The organism is Breznakia blatticola, assembly GCF_004365815.1.
GTDB lineage: Bacteria > Bacillota_I > Bacilli_A > Erysipelotrichales > Erysipelotrichaceae > Breznakia > Breznakia blatticola.
Map to the genome: position 1 here is coordinate 1 of NZ_SODD01000053.1, position 15,811 is coordinate 15,811.

Genomic DNA, 15,811 nt, shown 5'->3' on the forward strand with positions numbered 1-15,811 from the left:
TCTACATCATTTTCAAAAGAAAATGATTTTGGTAGTAGCATATACGGCTGGTATATGATAGTATGTTCTTGGTTAGTTTTCACAAATAAATTATACCAAAAATAACGCCTATTCTCTTACGAGTTTAGGCGTTATTTTTATGATTTGAAGCTGTACTAAGTGTCACAGCCCCTGATTTAATCGTTTAAGATTTAGATTGATTTATTTTATAGATAGTTTTAGAGAATTATCCTTGAGCGTTTGCTTCTGCTTTAGCAGCAGCTTGCTCATCTTCGTAGTCTCGTTTATCTTGCGCTTTAACGAATGGTAAGTAAACGAAGAATGTTAAGACTAGAATTAATCCTTGTAGTAATGCGGTTTGCCATCCACCAACTAATAATCCAGAGATAATTGGAGGTGTTGTCCATGGAACCATAACTCCACCAAATAATGGAATAATTCCAATGTATTGACAGAAGTATAAGATTAATCCAGAAATTGTAGGCATTGCCATAAATGGAATAACTAGCATTGGGTTCAATGTAACTGGGAAACCAAATAATACTGGTTCGTTAATATTGAATAATGCAGGCACTGATGAAATACGTCCAATTTCTTTGTTTTTTGCTGATTTTGCGAAGAATACACAGAAGATTACAATACCAATTGTCATCCCTGCTCCAGTAACTGTCATAAATTGATCTAAGAATTGTTTTGTAACGATGTGTCCACCATTTCCTAAAGTTAATTCTTTACCAGCATCTAAGATTGCTTGGTTATCAAGTGTGTTAGCTGTAAGGATTGGGTCCATAATTCCACCAATGATTGTAGAACCGTGTACTCCAAAGAACCATAAGAATGGAATCATTAATCCCATAACGATAACTCCACCAACTGAATCGGTTAATCCTTGTAATGGTGTTTGAATTAATGAGTAGATTGTTTCTAAGAATGTTGTATCTCCTACAATTTTAAGAGCAGCGTAGATTGCAAATGCACCAATAACTAATACGAATCCTGGAATCAATGCAGTAAATGAGTTTACAACACCTTCAGGTACTCCAGCTGGCATTTTAATACGAATGTCTTTTTTAATAAACCATGAGTAAATGTATCCAACAACTAATCCTACTAGAATTGCACAAATCATACCTTTACCACCAGTCCATGCTTTGTTGATTACACCACCAACAGCATCTCCGTTAGCATCCAATACAGATCCGTCTTGTAAAATTAAGAAACATACAAATGAGATGATCCCAGCATTTAGTGCAGGTAGACCTTCAGCTTTAACATATTCATAAGCAATACCGATTACGGCAGCGATTGCTAAGATATCAAATGTTGCCCCTGTTACGTTAAACATAGGGTCAAGTAAGTTCATACTTGCAAACCAATCAACCACTGGTTGGTATGGGAAACAAGCTAGAATTAAAAATACAGATCCAATAATTGTTAATGGCATTGTGTAAATAATACCGTTACGAAGTGCCATAATTGCTTTCGTATTTACGAATTTCATAATCGCAGGCACGACTGTATCATTTAGAAATTTTTTCATATTATTCTCCTTTTTTATTTTCGTTTTTTTATTTTAATGCAAGAGCGTAATCTAAGACTTTCGCTCCATTCATCATTCCATAATCGACCATTGGAATAACGCCAACAGCAATTCCTTTAGGTTCAGCAAGTCCTCTTACACGTTTTTCTTCGTATCCAACTTGTGGTCCCAATAATAGAATTTCTGCTTCTTCCATTTTTGCAGATAAGTCATTAAGTGGGTATGCTTTAATCTCAACTTCTATTCCACGTTGAGCGGCAGACTCTTCCATCTTTTTTACCAACATGCTTGTTGACATTCCTGCATTACAGAATAATCGAATTTGTTTCATCATCTTTTCCTCCTTAATTCATTATCTGATGGTGTATTACTTTATGTTTTTATAAACATCAATAAATTCGTTTGCGATAACTAAGAAACTGTCACATGCCATCAGTTGATCTTCAGCATGCATCAATAGTAATGTGATATTTACACTTTTTCCCCCAGCTTCTTCTTGAATAAGACTCGCATGCGCTTTATGCGCGTTTTGAAACATTTCTTGGCCTTCTTTGATTGCTGTGTCAGCTGTTTCAAAGTTTCCTTGTTTTGCTTCTTGGATTGCTTCAATATACTTACTTCTCGCCCCACCGGCACTAGAAATAATTTGAAAGCTAACTAATTCCAATCCTTCCATTACACATCCTCTTTACTTTCTACATAATTGTTTGATATTACTTTTTGATACCAATAGAATGAATCTTTACGTAATCGCTTTAAACTTCCAGTTCCATCATCATGTTTGTCCACATAGATAAAACCATAACGTTTACGCATTTCCCCAGTACCAGCTGAGACAATATCAATAGGTCCCCAAGATGTATAACCGATAACATCAATACCATCTTCTTCAATGGCAATCGATAGTTGTTCAAGATGTTTATCAAGATACTCGATGCGATAGTCATCATGGATTTTACCATCCACAACTTCATCGTATTCACCGTATCCATTTTCCACAATAAACAGTGGAATACGATAGTGATCTTGTAAGTAGTTTAGTGAATACCTTAGACCGACTGGATCAATTTGCCATCCCCATTTCCTAGCTTTTACATATGGATTTTTCACTAGCATTGAGTCTTCGTCATAGTCATAGTATGTATTACCTTCTTGGTAAGCTGTCGCAAATGACATGTAATAACTAAACCCGATGTAATCAACACATCCCTCTAGTAAATCTTTTGCATCTTCTTCCGTGAAATCAATCGTGAAGTTCTTGCGTTTCCAATATTGAATGATATTTCTTGGATATTTACCAAATACATGTACATCTGTAAAATACAAACGTTTTTGCATTGCCTTTGTTGCCATCATCATATCCTTTGGTTTACAAAAATATGGATAGATTGGACACATTGCAATCATACAACCAATTTGGAAATCATCTTTAATTTCACGTGCAAGTTTTACAACTTTTGCACTTGCAACTAGTTCATAGTGTGCAGCTTGATACATAATCTCTTCACGATTTTCACCCTCTTTATAAACAATTCCAGAGTTTGTAAACGGGGCAAAATCCGTTGTGAAGTTTGTTTGATTATTGATCTCGTTAAAGGTCATCCAGTATGTAACTTTATCTTTATATCGTTTAAAACACACCTCAGCGAATCGTACGAAGAAATCGATACACTTACGATTTCTAAATCCTCCATATGTTTTTACTAAATGGTATGGCATCTCGAAATGCGACAAGGTAATGACTGGTTCAATTCCTAACTTTAAACATTCATCAAAGAATGTATCATAAAATTGTAACCCTTCTTCGTTTGGTTCCTCTTCATCTCCTAATGGAAAGATTCTTGTCCATGCGATACTTGTTCGCAAGCAAGTAAATCCCATTTCCTTGAAGAATTGTAAATCTTCTTTGTAACGATGGTAGAAATCAACAGCTTCATGGTTCGGATAGTAAATTCCATCTTGAACTCCGTCAGTAATTTGACGAGCTTTCCCATGCTCACCTGCGGACATTACATCTGCAACACTGATTCCTTTTCCACCTTCATTCCATCCCCCTTCTACTTGATGAGCTGCTAATGCTCCACCCCATAGAAAGTTTTCAGGAAATTTGCGTTTGCTCATTTCGTTCCTCCTTACACATGTATTTCCGATATCGTTTGAATACGCTTTCATGATAGCAACACTTTTTCAAAAAATCTCGATTTTGGTGGATATTAAAACAAGATAAACCGCTTGGAATTTGTTACATAAAAAAAACAGAATTGTAATAATTCCGTTTTAGTCGATAAACACTAGTCTTTTGAATAACTGTATACCTTTTTCGCTATGCTTTCTAGCATATATACAACAGGTACTTGCGTTGTAAGATTTAAGACATCTCCAACAACCAATTCAGGTAAATAATAGTTTAAATTATAGTCTGACATATGTGCAATCGTATTGGTTTTCGTATTTGTTAATGAAATAATCGTTGTACTTTCTTTACGAAATTTATTAATTTGATCAATGGTTTCTTTGGTTTCTCCACTTACTGATAAAACAAAGATGACAGAGTCTTCAGAGAAATCTGCAGGCACTGGATAAAATGGATCATCAATATGCTGTGAGAATTTTCCAATGTTTGAAAAATAACGTGCTGCATATTTACATAATGCGCCTGATGTTCCAATCCCCATAAAAATCAATTTCGGTTTACTTACAATCACTTGCGCAATTTCATCTAATTGCTCATCAAAATCATCAGTATCGACACGTTTAAAATACTCATACAAATATCGTGTTTCATTATGGTCAACAATATCTTCGTTTTTTTCCAACTCCATACGATACTTAATTTTAAACTCAGCATATCCATCACATCCAACCTTCTTACAAAAGCGTAAAACTGTCGTTGTTGATACATGCGCAGCTTCTGCGACATCACGAATTTTCATTTGTTGAACTTTCTTTGGATTTTTTGAAATATATTTGTAAACTTCTAATTCCGTTTCATTCAAACTTTGTATTTGTTTAGCTGATAACATATAACACACCTCTTTTTATTATCATAACATAACATTCAAAATGAACAAGTAGCTGTTATGTTAGGCATAAGCGATTCAACAAAAGTTTCGAATATATTTATATGATAAATCTCTCTTTCATCTTTTCAACACATGCTGTTGATAATCCAATTTCATTCTCTATATAATTATCAAATCCTCCATATTCATTTTCAATTACAGCGATTGCGCTTGCTAAGTATTCACTTTTTACATAAAGCATCGTTTCCATTGCTTTTATTTTTTCCTCTGATGCACCCTTTTGTCTATAAACGTTTAAATATACTTCATTCGCTTCTTTACGCATTTGATTCGTTAATAAGTAATCTGTATAAATATCTTCATCGCTTACGCCTAATAATTTCAAAATGAAAGCTGCACCAATACCCGTACGATCTTTTCCTGCAAAACAGTGAAATAGAATCGCACTATCATCTTCTATTATTGTTTCTAAAAACTCTTTATAAGCTTGTTGACTTGTTTTTGAACGAATAATGCTTTTATATACTTCAATCATCATGCTATCGGGGTCAATATCATTTTCCTTAAAGCTTTTTAGACTTGTACTATGTTCGAAATTTTTCATAATATCCAAATGAATATGTTTACTGTTTGGCAATATATCATCAGGTCTTTTCTCTACTTCATCAAGTTGACGAAAATCAAAAATATAGCGTATTTGATATGTATTTACTAGTGCATCTTTTGCTTTTTCACTTAATGATACCAATTCGCCACTGCGAAAAAACTTTCCTTTTTTTACGACTCCACTAGGTGTTTTATAGCCACCTAAATCTCTAAAATTTACTAATGTATTCATTTCTCATTACCTCCTATGCATTAACCATGCGAATTTTTGTGACATTTTTATGTAACGATAGATCTTCAATAATGTCTGCGTAATATAATCCTTTTGGTAGATTTATTGTATAAAAATTACAATATACACGATAATCATCGTGTTTCTCTACACGAAAATCCACATCAGCAACTGTAATATCTCTACTTTCAAAATAGTCATTAATTACACTTTTCGTCTCAATACGATGAATATATTGTATCTCCAATTTCTTTTGAGTTGGTACTTTTAGAAAACGATGCAGTATACTCAGCACTCCAATGATTGCAACAGATCCAACGAATGTAATTGCATAATATCCCATACCGATGGCAATACCTAAGCAAGCACTCGCCCATAGTGAGGCTGCTGTGGTTAACCCGGAAACTGATTTTTTATTGACAATAATTGTTCCTGCTCCCAAAAAACCAATTCCACTTACAACTTGCGCAACTAATCTTGTACGGTCCGAACTTACTACTGAAAGTAAATCTAAGTTTTCACTTGCTAGTGCAATTGACTCTATATGTACTTGCGTTTGAATTAATGCGATAATTGTTGCTCCAACACAAACTAAAATATGAGTCCTAATACCTGCTGGACGATTTTTATACTCACGATCAAATCCAATCAAACCAGAGATGATTGTTGCCAATGTTAAGCGAATTGTAATATCTAATACACTCATATTATCCCCTCATTTCCCAATGAAACAAAAACCCGAGGACGAATGTACATGCTTCGTATCAGGTTTTTGCTTTCTTACAACTTGTTATATTATAACGTTTTTTTAATGATCATGTAAATCTCTACGATGTTAAATCACTACCATTTGTATCTATTACTTTTTTGTACCAATAAAATGAATCTTTTCTACTTCTGATATTTGTTCCATTACCTTCATCATCCATATCAACATAGATAAAGCCATAACGTTTACTCATTTCACTTGTACTTGCACTAACTAAATCAATACATCCCCAAGGTGTATATCCCATTAAGTCAACACCTTCCTCTATCGCAATTGACATTTGTTCAATATGCAAACGTAAGTAATTGATTCGATACTCATCATGAATTTCTCCATTACTTTCTACTACATCATGCGCACCCAAACCATTTTCCACAATGAATAGTGGAATTTGATATCGATCATACAGTTTGTGTAAAGTTACTCTTAATCCTACAGGATCAATTTGCCATCCCCAATCACTTGCTTCTAAGTAAGGATTTTTCTTAGTCCCCAGTATATTCCCCTCAGTTTTTTCACCATCATTATTAGCTGATGAGACACCTGACATATAGTAACTAAATGACATGAAATCAACTGTTCCATTTAGTAAGATAGCATCATCTTCATCTTCCTTCACAATATTGATGTTATTGTCTTTAAAGAACTTATTCATATATGTTGGGTAATATCCACGTATTTGAACATCAGAATAGAATAGATTGTTATGATCACTATAAATACTTTCCATAACATCTTCCGGTTTACAAGTTTCTGGATATGATTCCATACGTGCTAGCATACAACCAATTTTTGCTTCTGGTAACATCTCGTGACATAAGTTTACACATAATGCACTAGCAACAAACTGGTGATGTGCTGCTTGATACTGTGCCTGCATAAAGTTATCCACATTATCTGCTAGGATACCACCACTTAAATACCCGGTCATTCCAATAATATTTATTTCATTAAACGTTAACCAGTATTTAACTTTCCCACGATAGCGAGTGAATAGTGTTTTTGCATAAGTTACAAATGCATCAATGGTTTTTCTACTTTCCCAACCATTTTGTTTCTTTGCTAATGCTAAAGGAAATTCATAATGCGAAATTGTAACAAGCGGTTCAATACCATATTTTAAACACTCATCGATAAGTTTTTCATAAAAGGCAAGACCTGCTTCATTTACTTCTCCATCACCATTTGGAAATATTCTAGGCCAACTAATGGAAAAGCGATATACTTTAAACCCCATTTCAGCAAACAACGCGATATCTTCTTTATAATGATGATAATGATCAATCCCTGTTCTCTTTGGATAAATTCCTTCTTTATCTTCCATAGCAAAGTCAATATCTTTTGATTCCATACGTTTTGTAATAGAAGCTAAACTTCTTCTTTCTTTTGTATATAATGCTGTATCTGCAGTTGACCAACCCTTACCATCTTCCAAGAAGGCACCTTCAAGTTGATTTGCCGCAGTTGCTCCACCCCACAAGAATCCATCTGGGAAATTTGTTTTTATGTTCATTTTAATGACCTCCTATTTTATAAAACGATAAGCAATTCTTCTTCTTTAAAAATTATGCCTTCATCATTAGCATTCATAATTTCTACAAAATCACTACTGTTTGTTACAACAACCATTGTTATTGGATCAAGACCTGCAGCTATGATACCTTCAAAGTCAAAGGTTCCTAGTAATTGACCTTTTTCTATATGATCACCTTTATTAACTTTAAAATCAAAATGTTCGCCATTTAGTTTCACTGTATCAATTCCAATATGAACAAGTATTTCAACTCCATCGTCACCGACGATACCAATAGCATGTTGTGTGTCTGGCAGTACACTAACAACTCCGCTTATAGGTGCAACAACTTCACCATTGTCTGGTTGAATCGCAATACCTTTTCCAACTAGTTCTGATGCAAATGTATTATCATTAACACTACTTAACAGTTGTAATTTACCACTAATTGGTGCAAACACACGGTGTTTTGTTCCGTTTTTAATTGCTTTCTTTTCTGCTGCTTCTGCGATTACTTCCTCAGCCGCATCTTCTTGGAAACCTAAAGTAATAGTCAAAATAAATGTTGAGAAAAAAGCGATAGCTAAACACACTGCCATCCATACAACATTCATTGAATCTTCAACATGAACATATGCAGGTAATGACATTAACCCCGGCATTCCACCGCCTCCAAATGAACGACAATTGAAGAAAATCGCAGCCCCTGCTGCAATTGCCCCACCTGCAAGACTGTAATAGAATGGACGTTTTAGTTTTACGTTAACTCCATACATCGCTGGCTCAGTAATTCCTAACAGTGCAGAAATCCCTGAAGATATTGCTACTTGGCGCATTTCTTTGTTTTTTGTGCGTACTGCAACTCCAAATGCAGCTCCAGCTTGAGCAATATTTGTACATCCATTAACTGGTCCAATCATATTTTCATAACCCAGTACCGCACGATTACTAAAAGCGATTGGTACAAGAGAATAATGCATACCTGTCATAACTAGTAATGGGAATGTTGCTCCTAATACAACCCCACCTAGTGGACCAATAGTGTCAAACAACCATGTCATACCTTTTCCAACATATTCTCCAGCATAACTTCCGATAGGTCCTAATACAGTTAATGCTACAGGAATTACTATTACAAGTGTAATCATTGGTGTAAACATTAAAGATAGACTTTTAGGCATCCATGAACGTACCCATTTGTGTACATGTTTCAATAAAATTACCGAAAAGATAATTGGAATAACTGAATTTGAGTAGTTTACATACGGAATAGGAATCACTTCAAATATCGTCATATTCACAACACTTGGATCCATAAACGCAGTCTTTGCGATATCTAAGAATGTTGGATACATCATAGTACCAGCTACTGCTAACGCTAAATACTCACTAGTTTTAAATTTTCTAGCACTAGAAACTGCTAAGAAAAACGGCATGAAGTAAAATACAGAATCAGATAAATTGTTTAAGATTTGATATAACCCACTTGTTGTATCTAAAATACCTGTAAGAACAGCAAGTGCTAAAAACCCTTTTAATAACCCTGTACCTGCTAACGCTGGGATGATTGGAGTAAATACCCCAGAAATTCCATCCATTAATTTTGAGATAATTCCCTCTTTTTCATTAGATGAAGCTTCACCAGTACCTGTTCCTCCAAGTAATTCTTCAACTTCCTCAAAAACGTCAACAACAGTGTTTCCAATAATGACTTGGAATTGATCACCACTAAACTGTGCTCCCATTACACCTGGAACTTTCTTAATTTTTTCCAAATCGGGTATGTTTTTATCTTTAAGATTAAAACGCAAGCGTGTTACACAATGCCATGCATTGGTTATATTACCTTTACCCCCTGTTAACTTGACAACTTCTTTAGCTGTCTCTTTATAATTGGCCATGTTTTGTCCTCCTTTTATTTCTTGGCTAATTGCTATATTAATAAAAAAACCAAACATCTAGTCTATGCCTAAAGCATTTACTAAAATATTTGGTTATGCCTGATCGTATCAGTTACAGTCCTTTTATTTTTTTGTATTCTCTTGTTCTAATAGTCGATGTACATGAAGTGATAGATATAATGTTTCATCATCACTTACACTCCATCCTTCTTCTTGTCGTACAAAATCAGCAATTGTTTGTGCAACTTTATACTCTTTTGGATATCGAATCTTGACAGTCTCAATAATTAATTCATCAACTTCATTAACATGCGTAGTATCTGCACTAATTCTTCGAATAAAGAAATAACGTAGATGATTAATAAAGCGATTATAACTAAATGAGTCCTCATTTAATTCTATTTGTAATTGATATTGAACAATATCAATAATCTTTTTGATTAATCTAGTCATCTTCATGGTATCAGAAAGCATTGTTGTATCATTTTGTACGTTCACAAAGTGATATGTAATAAACGATATTTCCGTCTTATCTAAATAAATACCAAATCGCTCATTTATTAAATTTAGCGATTCGACGGCTACCCTATACTCTTTTGGATATAGTTTTTTCAATTCCCAGTACATACTTAACGAATAGTTAATATTATCATAATACCGTTTTATCGCATATGATAAGTGGTCTGCAATGACAATAAACGTGTTATTATCAAATGTTACATCCAGTTTCTTCTCTGCCATCTTACAAACTTCTAATGTTACATCAAGTACATCAGGGTTAATGTTAAGCAAGGTTTCAAAAGTTCCTTTATCTGCAATGTTATCTTTGGTACTAAATATTTTATCAACTTTTGATTCGTCTATATCTATCTCTAAATCATGATGAAAGCCGATACCTCGACCGGTTACGATAAATTCATTTCCAACATCATCTTCAACAAATGCAAAATTGTTATTAATCTTTTTTTTGAATTTCACAGTTCTACCTCCGTATTAAACATATAAAAAAACCTACTTTAGATACAAAGAATCTTCATTGCGCTAAAATAGGTTATGCCTGTTAAACAGTTACAGTCCTCTTTACAGAATGTATAATATCATCTAATGTAACCGCTGTCAATAGTGCTTTTTAAGAAATAAAATCCCTGTATTGTAAAATGAGAAGGGAATTATAGAAGACCAAATCTAGTGTATGAAAAATTCATAGATAGACTATTATTGAAGTGGCTAAACCCAATAAGGAAACTACCTATGAACTATTCTTATACTATCACTTCTAAAGAAAATTTAAACATTAAGCGATAAAGATAAGTAATCCTTTCCGCCTTAATTAGCCTTCAAATTACAAATCATCAAAAGTGTAAAGTTTTATATCATGTATTTGCATGTACTTTACTAACCTATCACTTGTTGCAAGTTTGACTTCCTGTGTGCGAGGAATGGTAAGTGATGATTGTTCCAATATATTTGCATCAAGATAACCCGGATGGAATACGACTAAATCATATCCATCTTTACTTGGATTTTCTACAATTCGTTTTATCATAGCAAACGGCTCATAATTAGCATCCATTGCCTCCATATGTATAAATACCTTGTTATCATTTACAATAATTGGTTTATCATCAAAAGCAAAGCCAAAGTATTTCAAGCCATGTCGCTTAGCTACAATTTCTAATCCTTTCAGAAAATTATCACTAGCTACTGCATGTCCTTCAAAGTATTCTGGCTCTTTTCCCATTAATTGTTTATAGCGTTCATATTGTGCTTCAATTTCTAAAATCACTTCATCTAAATCAACAAAATCTTCTGTTGCATTACGATATGCTGAAGATGGTTTAAACTCACCATTTTCTTGCACCAAACTTGGAATCTTACTTGGATCACTCAGTGGTTTTCCAACACAGATGTTTGTATGTTGCCCAAAACACACATTTAAATCCTTTAGTAAGTTAACTCCATGTTGAGTGTCTGGCATATTTACCATAACGCCAACATTATTGATTACTCCATGTTTTACACTATCATAGATCCCGTAATTCACTCCACGTGAATACCCTAGATCATCTGCTCGTATCATTAATTTCATCAGATTACTCCTTTTTTTGTCTTGCTTGTTCCAATATTCGATTAATATGAATCATTAGATATGCAAGTTCTTCTTCTGAACTTTCTACATGATAATAATGTGCAATTACTTCAGCCACCTTCTTTGCTTCTTGATACACTTCAGGCAAACCTGCTTTTAAACTGCTTACAATACTTTCATTTGTGTCCATAAATTGTTGTCCTTCTTGCATCCGTTTTAATAAATAGCGAATGTGACTCACAAATCGATTGTAATTAAATTCCTCTTGCATGATTTTCACCTGAAAATCCTGTTCTAACATTTCAGTGATTTTATCCATCAGTTTCTCAAGTTTTATTTCTTCTTGATCAATATTCGGATCATCTTCTGCTTGTACAAAGTGTAAAGCAATGCTTGTAATTTCTGCTTTTGGTAATGATATATATAGTTCTCTTTGCATCAATTCTAACGTATAGCGTCCAAGTTCACTTTCTACTGGATATAACTGTTCAACATCATACGAAAAGGCAAATTTCATCTTTTGGTATTTTTGCATACGTTCAATCGCAAAATTTAAGTGATCTGCTAAACTAAATACAACATTTGGATTTAATGATTTATTTAAGATCTTATTTGCTCGTTGTACAACCTTTGCACTAATTTGGAAAATCTCTTCTGGAATTTCTTGTAGTAGTTGCATAAATTGCTCACTTACTTTATAGAAAGTCATTTCAATTCTATCTAAGTTATCAATTTCATATGGCATTTGGGGAAAGCCAAGACCTTTACCAAAGGCAATCAATTCATTCCCATTGCCATCTACACAAATCGCAACATTGTTATTGATTTTTTTAATCGCCTTCATGACGCTCCCCTTTCTTTATTACATAAAATTATACCATACAATTGATTTTTGTATTCGTATTGCAATGTATCAAATACTATTTTTTCTCAATTGCTGGTTCATCTTTTGCAAAGCCAAAGAAGTATGTAACAACTGCAGCTACAATGAACCCTATTCCACAAGCAACTAAACCATTAACTAAGTTTGTTGTTGATCCACCTGCAAATCCCGTCATACATAAGAAACTTGCTACAGGAACTAATGTGTATGAAATAACGCCTGTTAATCCTGCATATAATCCACCAGCAAGACCACCTGCTAGTAAACCGATAAATGGACGTTTGAATTTCATTCCTAATCCATATAATGCTGGTTCAGATACTCCACCAATAAAGGCAGCTACTAAATATCCAAATGATAATGATTTATCTTCTTTATTACGAATACGTAAGAATGCTCCTAAACACATTCCACTTACAGCAATACTTGATACAACTGCTGCAACACTTACTAAACCTTCTTTTCCACTTTGTGCGAAGATTAAAATCATTGAAGTAATCATAATCGTATGCATTCCACTCATAACTAAGAATTGCCATAAAGCAGCAATAATTGCGATCGCTAAGAAACCTGCAACACTATCTAGACCTAATAAGGCTTCTCCCACCCATGTTCCTAAGAATGAACCTAAAGGTCCTAATGCACATAACGCAATTGGAAGCATCACTGCAATAGTTAGTGTTGGACTAAATACAACTTTTAATGCATCTGGTAATATACGTTTAAAGAATTTCTCTACATATGACATCACCCATACAGACATAATAATTGGGAATACTGTACTTGCATAGTTTTGTACATTACAAGGAATTCCATATACTGTAAATGCATTACCTTCTGCTGCCATACCCACAAGTGTTGGATGAATCATAATAGCACCAAGTAGCATACCAAGTACTGGTGTCACACCAAACTTCTTAGCTGCTGTGTATCCTAATATAACTGGGAAGAAGTAGAATCCTGCATCTCCCACAAAAGTAAATAATACATATAAGTCACTCGTTGGACTTAGTATGTTTAACATATCTGGTCCGAGTACTGCAGTTAACATCTTGAAAATAGATGCTGCCATCATAACTGGAATCGCTGGTGTAATACTTCCTGCTAAACCATCAAGGATTGCTGAACCGATAGTTTTCCATGTGCGTTTTTCTTTAGGTTTATCAACTTCATCACTGACCATTGATTCTCCTTTTAAATTTGTATTTTCAATTAATGCTTGGTACACCTTATCTACATTTTGTCCGATGATTACTTGATATTGACCACCTGATTTCGTTAAACCAATGACACCATCAATTGCTTTTACTGTATCATCTTGAGGAATACTTGCATCTTTTAAATTGAAACGTAAACGAGTCATACAATGTGTTACTTGGGTAATGTTTTGTTCCCCACCAACGGCTGCTAATACTTCACTAGCAATTCTTTCATTCTTTTCATTTTTACTCATAATTCCACCTTTTCTAATCTTTCTATCTCTTGGTATCTTAAGGATTTCTTACAACAATTTGTCGTGCACTACAAATCGTTCAGAAAATAAAAAAACTCTTTGATTGCATACTTAAAAACGTTTTATAACGTTTCTAAGGTAATGCCTCCAAAGAGTAACAAACCTTAATTACATTTTCATCTTAATATGAAAGTGCTTCCATGTCAATACTATTTTTTCATACAAGATACAAGCAACATCATTGGACGACGCAATTCATCTTTCATTCCTTCTACTTGTTCGAGTAGTTCTTTTGCTGGTTCAGGTTCAACAACTGCTTTGATACAAAAGCCATATTTCAACAATGTTTGAAGATATGTCGTTACCGTTCGATGATATTTTACTACTTGTTCCCCAAGAAAAATCGCTTCTCTTTTCCCTTCAAAAAAGTAGTTATCAACTGGCCAATATGCTGGCTTATCTTCACTATCATAAATCCAATCTTGTTTGCCTTGTGCAGTAAATACTGGATGTTCTACTGAGAATACAAATACCCCACCTGGCTTTAATGCGTTATGAATCACTTGTACAACTTGATCAAAATTTGGCGTATAATGAAATGCTAATGAACTCATTACTACATCAAAACTTTCATCATCTAATTGTAGATCTTCCATTGCTACTTGCTTGTAAGTTACTACATCACTATCTGTTTTCTCTTTAGCAACAGCTAACATTTTCTCTGAAATATCTGTACCTAGTACATATGTAGCACCTTTACTAGCTGCATATACACAGTGCCAGCCAAAACCACAACCAATATCCAATACCCGTTTCTTCTGAAAATCGGGAAGTAATTTTTTTAGTTCATGCCACTCTCCTGCTGCAGACAAACCTTCCACTGAACGTGGGAATTTTTGATATGCTTCAAAAAATGCATCATTATCATATATATTTTCTTTCATGGTGCTCCTACTTTCAAACGTTAGATAATATATACTACCAACGCTTCATGTTAACATTATACTTTTCAATATATGCTTTCTTAAATTCATCAATTGTGATGTCATAACACAACATTACATTGTTGAAATACATCATTACATCGCAAAGTTCCTCTATGAAATGCGCACGTACTTCTGGCTGGTTCATAATTTGTATATCACCATCTTTCTTGATGACATCAATTACTTCTCCTGTTTCTCCAATCATCCACAAAAGCATTTCTTTAGCTACTTCTGGTTTCAAATCCGGCCAAAATCCTTGATATTTCTCATGCATATATTTTTGCATCATTTGCATTTCTTCTATTGAAAAGTTCTTCATTTTTAATCTCCATCGTATATTTCATTTTACACAAAGCTTTCTTCTATCTCATATCGTGTATCACAGGATGCACAAGCAACAGTTGCTTTGTATGATTGTATATTTTTTGGTACTACAGAAAACAAAGCAGCTGCATCCTTTTCACAAATGTATCGTTTATTGACTTCACTACGCTGTAGCGTACCCAAAGCAAGTTTATTCAAATCTATATCACCAAAACGATTTTCAACACTTCCGCTTGCTCCACACGAACATGTAAAAGAAAACCGAAAGTATCGATATGTCACATAACAAAGATATGCAACTGTTTTATTGCATGAATCACAATATAACCAACTTGCATGTCCCTTTAGAAAATGTGCTTGATCTGCTAGTACTGTTGGAATTTTTTTAGCCATTTTGTCTCCTGTTATGAAGTGACCATTGTCAAGAGTAAATTTACATTCATAATAACCTTAATTATTAAATTGTCATCAATGGCACATAAAAGCCCCGAA

General features: G+C 34.0%; 16 protein-coding genes. All 16 read right to left on the bottom strand.

Annotation, left to right across the window (positions count from 1 at the left end):
- Positions 1–226: 226 nt before the first annotated feature.
- Entirely contained in the window at positions 227–1,540 is a 1,314-nt protein-coding gene (locus EDD63_RS10385; RefSeq protein ID WP_134171171.1) for a PTS sugar transporter subunit IIC, read from the bottom strand.
- 28 nt (positions 1,541–1,568) lie between these two features.
- Positions 1,569–1,874: a PTS sugar transporter subunit IIB gene (locus tag EDD63_RS10390; RefSeq protein ID WP_348521598.1), complete on the bottom strand. Its 306-nt coding sequence runs from the start codon at positions 1,872–1,874 to the stop codon at positions 1,569–1,571.
- A gap of 33 nt (positions 1,875–1,907) precedes the next feature.
- Positions 1,908–2,216 (bottom strand): PTS sugar transporter subunit IIA, encoded by a 309-nt coding sequence (locus EDD63_RS10395; protein WP_134171173.1) that lies wholly within the window; start codon positions 2,214–2,216, stop codon positions 1,908–1,910.
- Positions 2,216–3,661, bottom strand: coding sequence for a 6-phospho-beta-glucosidase (locus EDD63_RS10400; RefSeq protein WP_134171175.1), 1,446 nt, complete (start codon positions 3,659–3,661; stop codon positions 2,216–2,218). The genes EDD63_RS10395 and EDD63_RS10400 overlap by 1 nt, the downstream gene beginning before the upstream one ends.
- Before the next feature lie 170 nt (positions 3,662–3,831).
- Entirely contained in the window at positions 3,832–4,563 is a 732-nt protein-coding gene (locus EDD63_RS10405) for a MurR/RpiR family transcriptional regulator (RefSeq protein ID WP_134171177.1), read from the bottom strand.
- A 97-nt stretch (positions 4,564–4,660) separates the two neighbouring features.
- Entirely contained in the window at positions 4,661–5,401 is a 741-nt protein-coding gene (locus tag EDD63_RS10410; RefSeq protein WP_134171179.1) for a tyrosine-protein phosphatase, read from the bottom strand.
- Between the two features lie 13 nt (positions 5,402–5,414).
- Positions 5,415–6,107 (bottom strand): MgtC/SapB family protein, encoded by a 693-nt coding sequence (locus tag EDD63_RS10415; protein WP_134171181.1) that lies wholly within the window; start codon positions 6,105–6,107, stop codon positions 5,415–5,417.
- A 121-nt stretch (positions 6,108–6,228) separates the two neighbouring features.
- Positions 6,229–7,683, bottom strand: coding sequence for a glycoside hydrolase family 1 protein (locus tag EDD63_RS10420; RefSeq protein WP_134171183.1), 1,455 nt, complete (start codon positions 7,681–7,683; stop codon positions 6,229–6,231).
- 17 nt (positions 7,684–7,700) lie between these two features.
- On the bottom strand, positions 7,701–9,584 hold the full coding sequence (locus tag EDD63_RS10425; protein ID WP_166667623.1) for a beta-glucoside-specific PTS transporter subunit IIABC: 1,884 nt from the start codon (positions 9,582–9,584) through the stop codon (positions 7,701–7,703).
- Positions 9,585–9,707: 123 nt separating this feature from the next.
- Positions 9,708–10,562 (bottom strand): PRD domain-containing protein, encoded by an 855-nt coding sequence (locus EDD63_RS10430; RefSeq protein ID WP_134171187.1) that lies wholly within the window; start codon positions 10,560–10,562, stop codon positions 9,708–9,710.
- 364 nt (positions 10,563–10,926) lie between these two features.
- Positions 10,927–11,673: a ChbG/HpnK family deacetylase gene (locus tag EDD63_RS10435; protein WP_134171189.1), complete on the bottom strand. Its 747-nt coding sequence runs from the start codon at positions 11,671–11,673 to the stop codon at positions 10,927–10,929.
- Between the two features lie 4 nt (positions 11,674–11,677).
- The gene (locus EDD63_RS10440) at positions 11,678–12,517 is read right to left on the bottom strand and encodes a PRD domain-containing protein (RefSeq protein ID WP_134171191.1); all 840 of its coding nucleotides are present in this window, start codon (positions 12,515–12,517) and stop codon (positions 11,678–11,680) included.
- 76 nt (positions 12,518–12,593) lie between these two features.
- The gene (locus tag EDD63_RS10445) at positions 12,594–14,009 is read right to left on the bottom strand and encodes a PTS transporter subunit EIIC (RefSeq protein WP_134171193.1); all 1,416 of its coding nucleotides are present in this window, start codon (positions 14,007–14,009) and stop codon (positions 12,594–12,596) included.
- A gap of 209 nt (positions 14,010–14,218) precedes the next feature.
- Entirely contained in the window at positions 14,219–14,953 is a 735-nt protein-coding gene (locus EDD63_RS10450) for a class I SAM-dependent methyltransferase (RefSeq protein WP_134171195.1), read from the bottom strand.
- A 34-nt stretch (positions 14,954–14,987) separates the two neighbouring features.
- Positions 14,988–15,314 (bottom strand): MazG nucleotide pyrophosphohydrolase domain-containing protein, encoded by a 327-nt coding sequence (locus tag EDD63_RS10455; protein ID WP_134171197.1) that lies wholly within the window; start codon positions 15,312–15,314, stop codon positions 14,988–14,990.
- 26 nt (positions 15,315–15,340) lie between these two features.
- Complete coding sequence (locus EDD63_RS10460; RefSeq protein WP_134171199.1) at positions 15,341–15,712, bottom strand: hypothetical protein; 372 nt, start codon at positions 15,710–15,712, stop codon at positions 15,341–15,343.
- Between the last annotated feature and the right edge of the window lie 99 nt (positions 15,713–15,811).

Bases quoted from the DNA above. Each gene is read 5' to 3' on its own strand.
- EDD63_RS10385 (WP_134171171.1), bottom strand. From the start codon at position 1,540: ATGAAAAAATTTCTAAATGATACAGTCGTGCCTGCGATTATGAAATTC.
- EDD63_RS10390 (WP_348521598.1), bottom strand. From the start codon at position 1,874: ATGATGAAACAAATTCGATTATTCTGTAATGCAGGAATGTCAACAAGC.
- EDD63_RS10395 (WP_134171173.1), bottom strand. From the start codon at position 2,216: ATGGAAGGATTGGAATTAGTTAGCTTTCAAATTATTTCTAGTGCCGGT.
- EDD63_RS10400 (WP_134171175.1), bottom strand. From the start codon at position 3,661: ATGAGCAAACGCAAATTTCCTGAAAACTTTCTATGGGGTGGAGCATTA.
- EDD63_RS10405 (WP_134171177.1), bottom strand. From the start codon at position 4,563: ATGTTATCAGCTAAACAAATACAAAGTTTGAATGAAACGGAATTAGAA.
- EDD63_RS10410 (WP_134171179.1), bottom strand. From the start codon at position 5,401: ATGAATACATTAGTAAATTTTAGAGATTTAGGTGGCTATAAAACACCT.
- EDD63_RS10415 (WP_134171181.1), bottom strand. From the start codon at position 6,107: ATGAGTGTATTAGATATTACAATTCGCTTAACATTGGCAACAATCATC.
- EDD63_RS10420 (WP_134171183.1), bottom strand. From the start codon at position 7,683: ATGAACATAAAAACAAATTTCCCAGATGGATTCTTGTGGGGTGGAGCA.
- EDD63_RS10425 (WP_166667623.1), bottom strand. From the start codon at position 9,584: ATGGCCAATTATAAAGAGACAGCTAAAGAAGTTGTCAAGTTAACAGGG.
- EDD63_RS10435 (WP_134171189.1), bottom strand. From the start codon at position 11,673: ATGAAATTAATGATACGAGCAGATGATCTAGGGTATTCACGTGGAGTG.
- EDD63_RS10440 (WP_134171191.1), bottom strand. From the start codon at position 12,517: ATGAAGGCGATTAAAAAAATCAATAACAATGTTGCGATTTGTGTAGAT.
- EDD63_RS10445 (WP_134171193.1), bottom strand. From the start codon at position 14,009: ATGAGTAAAAATGAAAAGAATGAAAGAATTGCTAGTGAAGTATTAGCA.
- EDD63_RS10450 (WP_134171195.1), bottom strand. From the start codon at position 14,953: ATGAAAGAAAATATATATGATAATGATGCATTTTTTGAAGCATATCAA.
- EDD63_RS10455 (WP_134171197.1), bottom strand. From the start codon at position 15,314: ATGAAGAACTTTTCAATAGAAGAAATGCAAATGATGCAAAAATATATG.
- EDD63_RS10460 (WP_134171199.1), bottom strand. From the start codon at position 15,712: ATGGCTAAAAAAATTCCAACAGTACTAGCAGATCAAGCACATTTTCTA.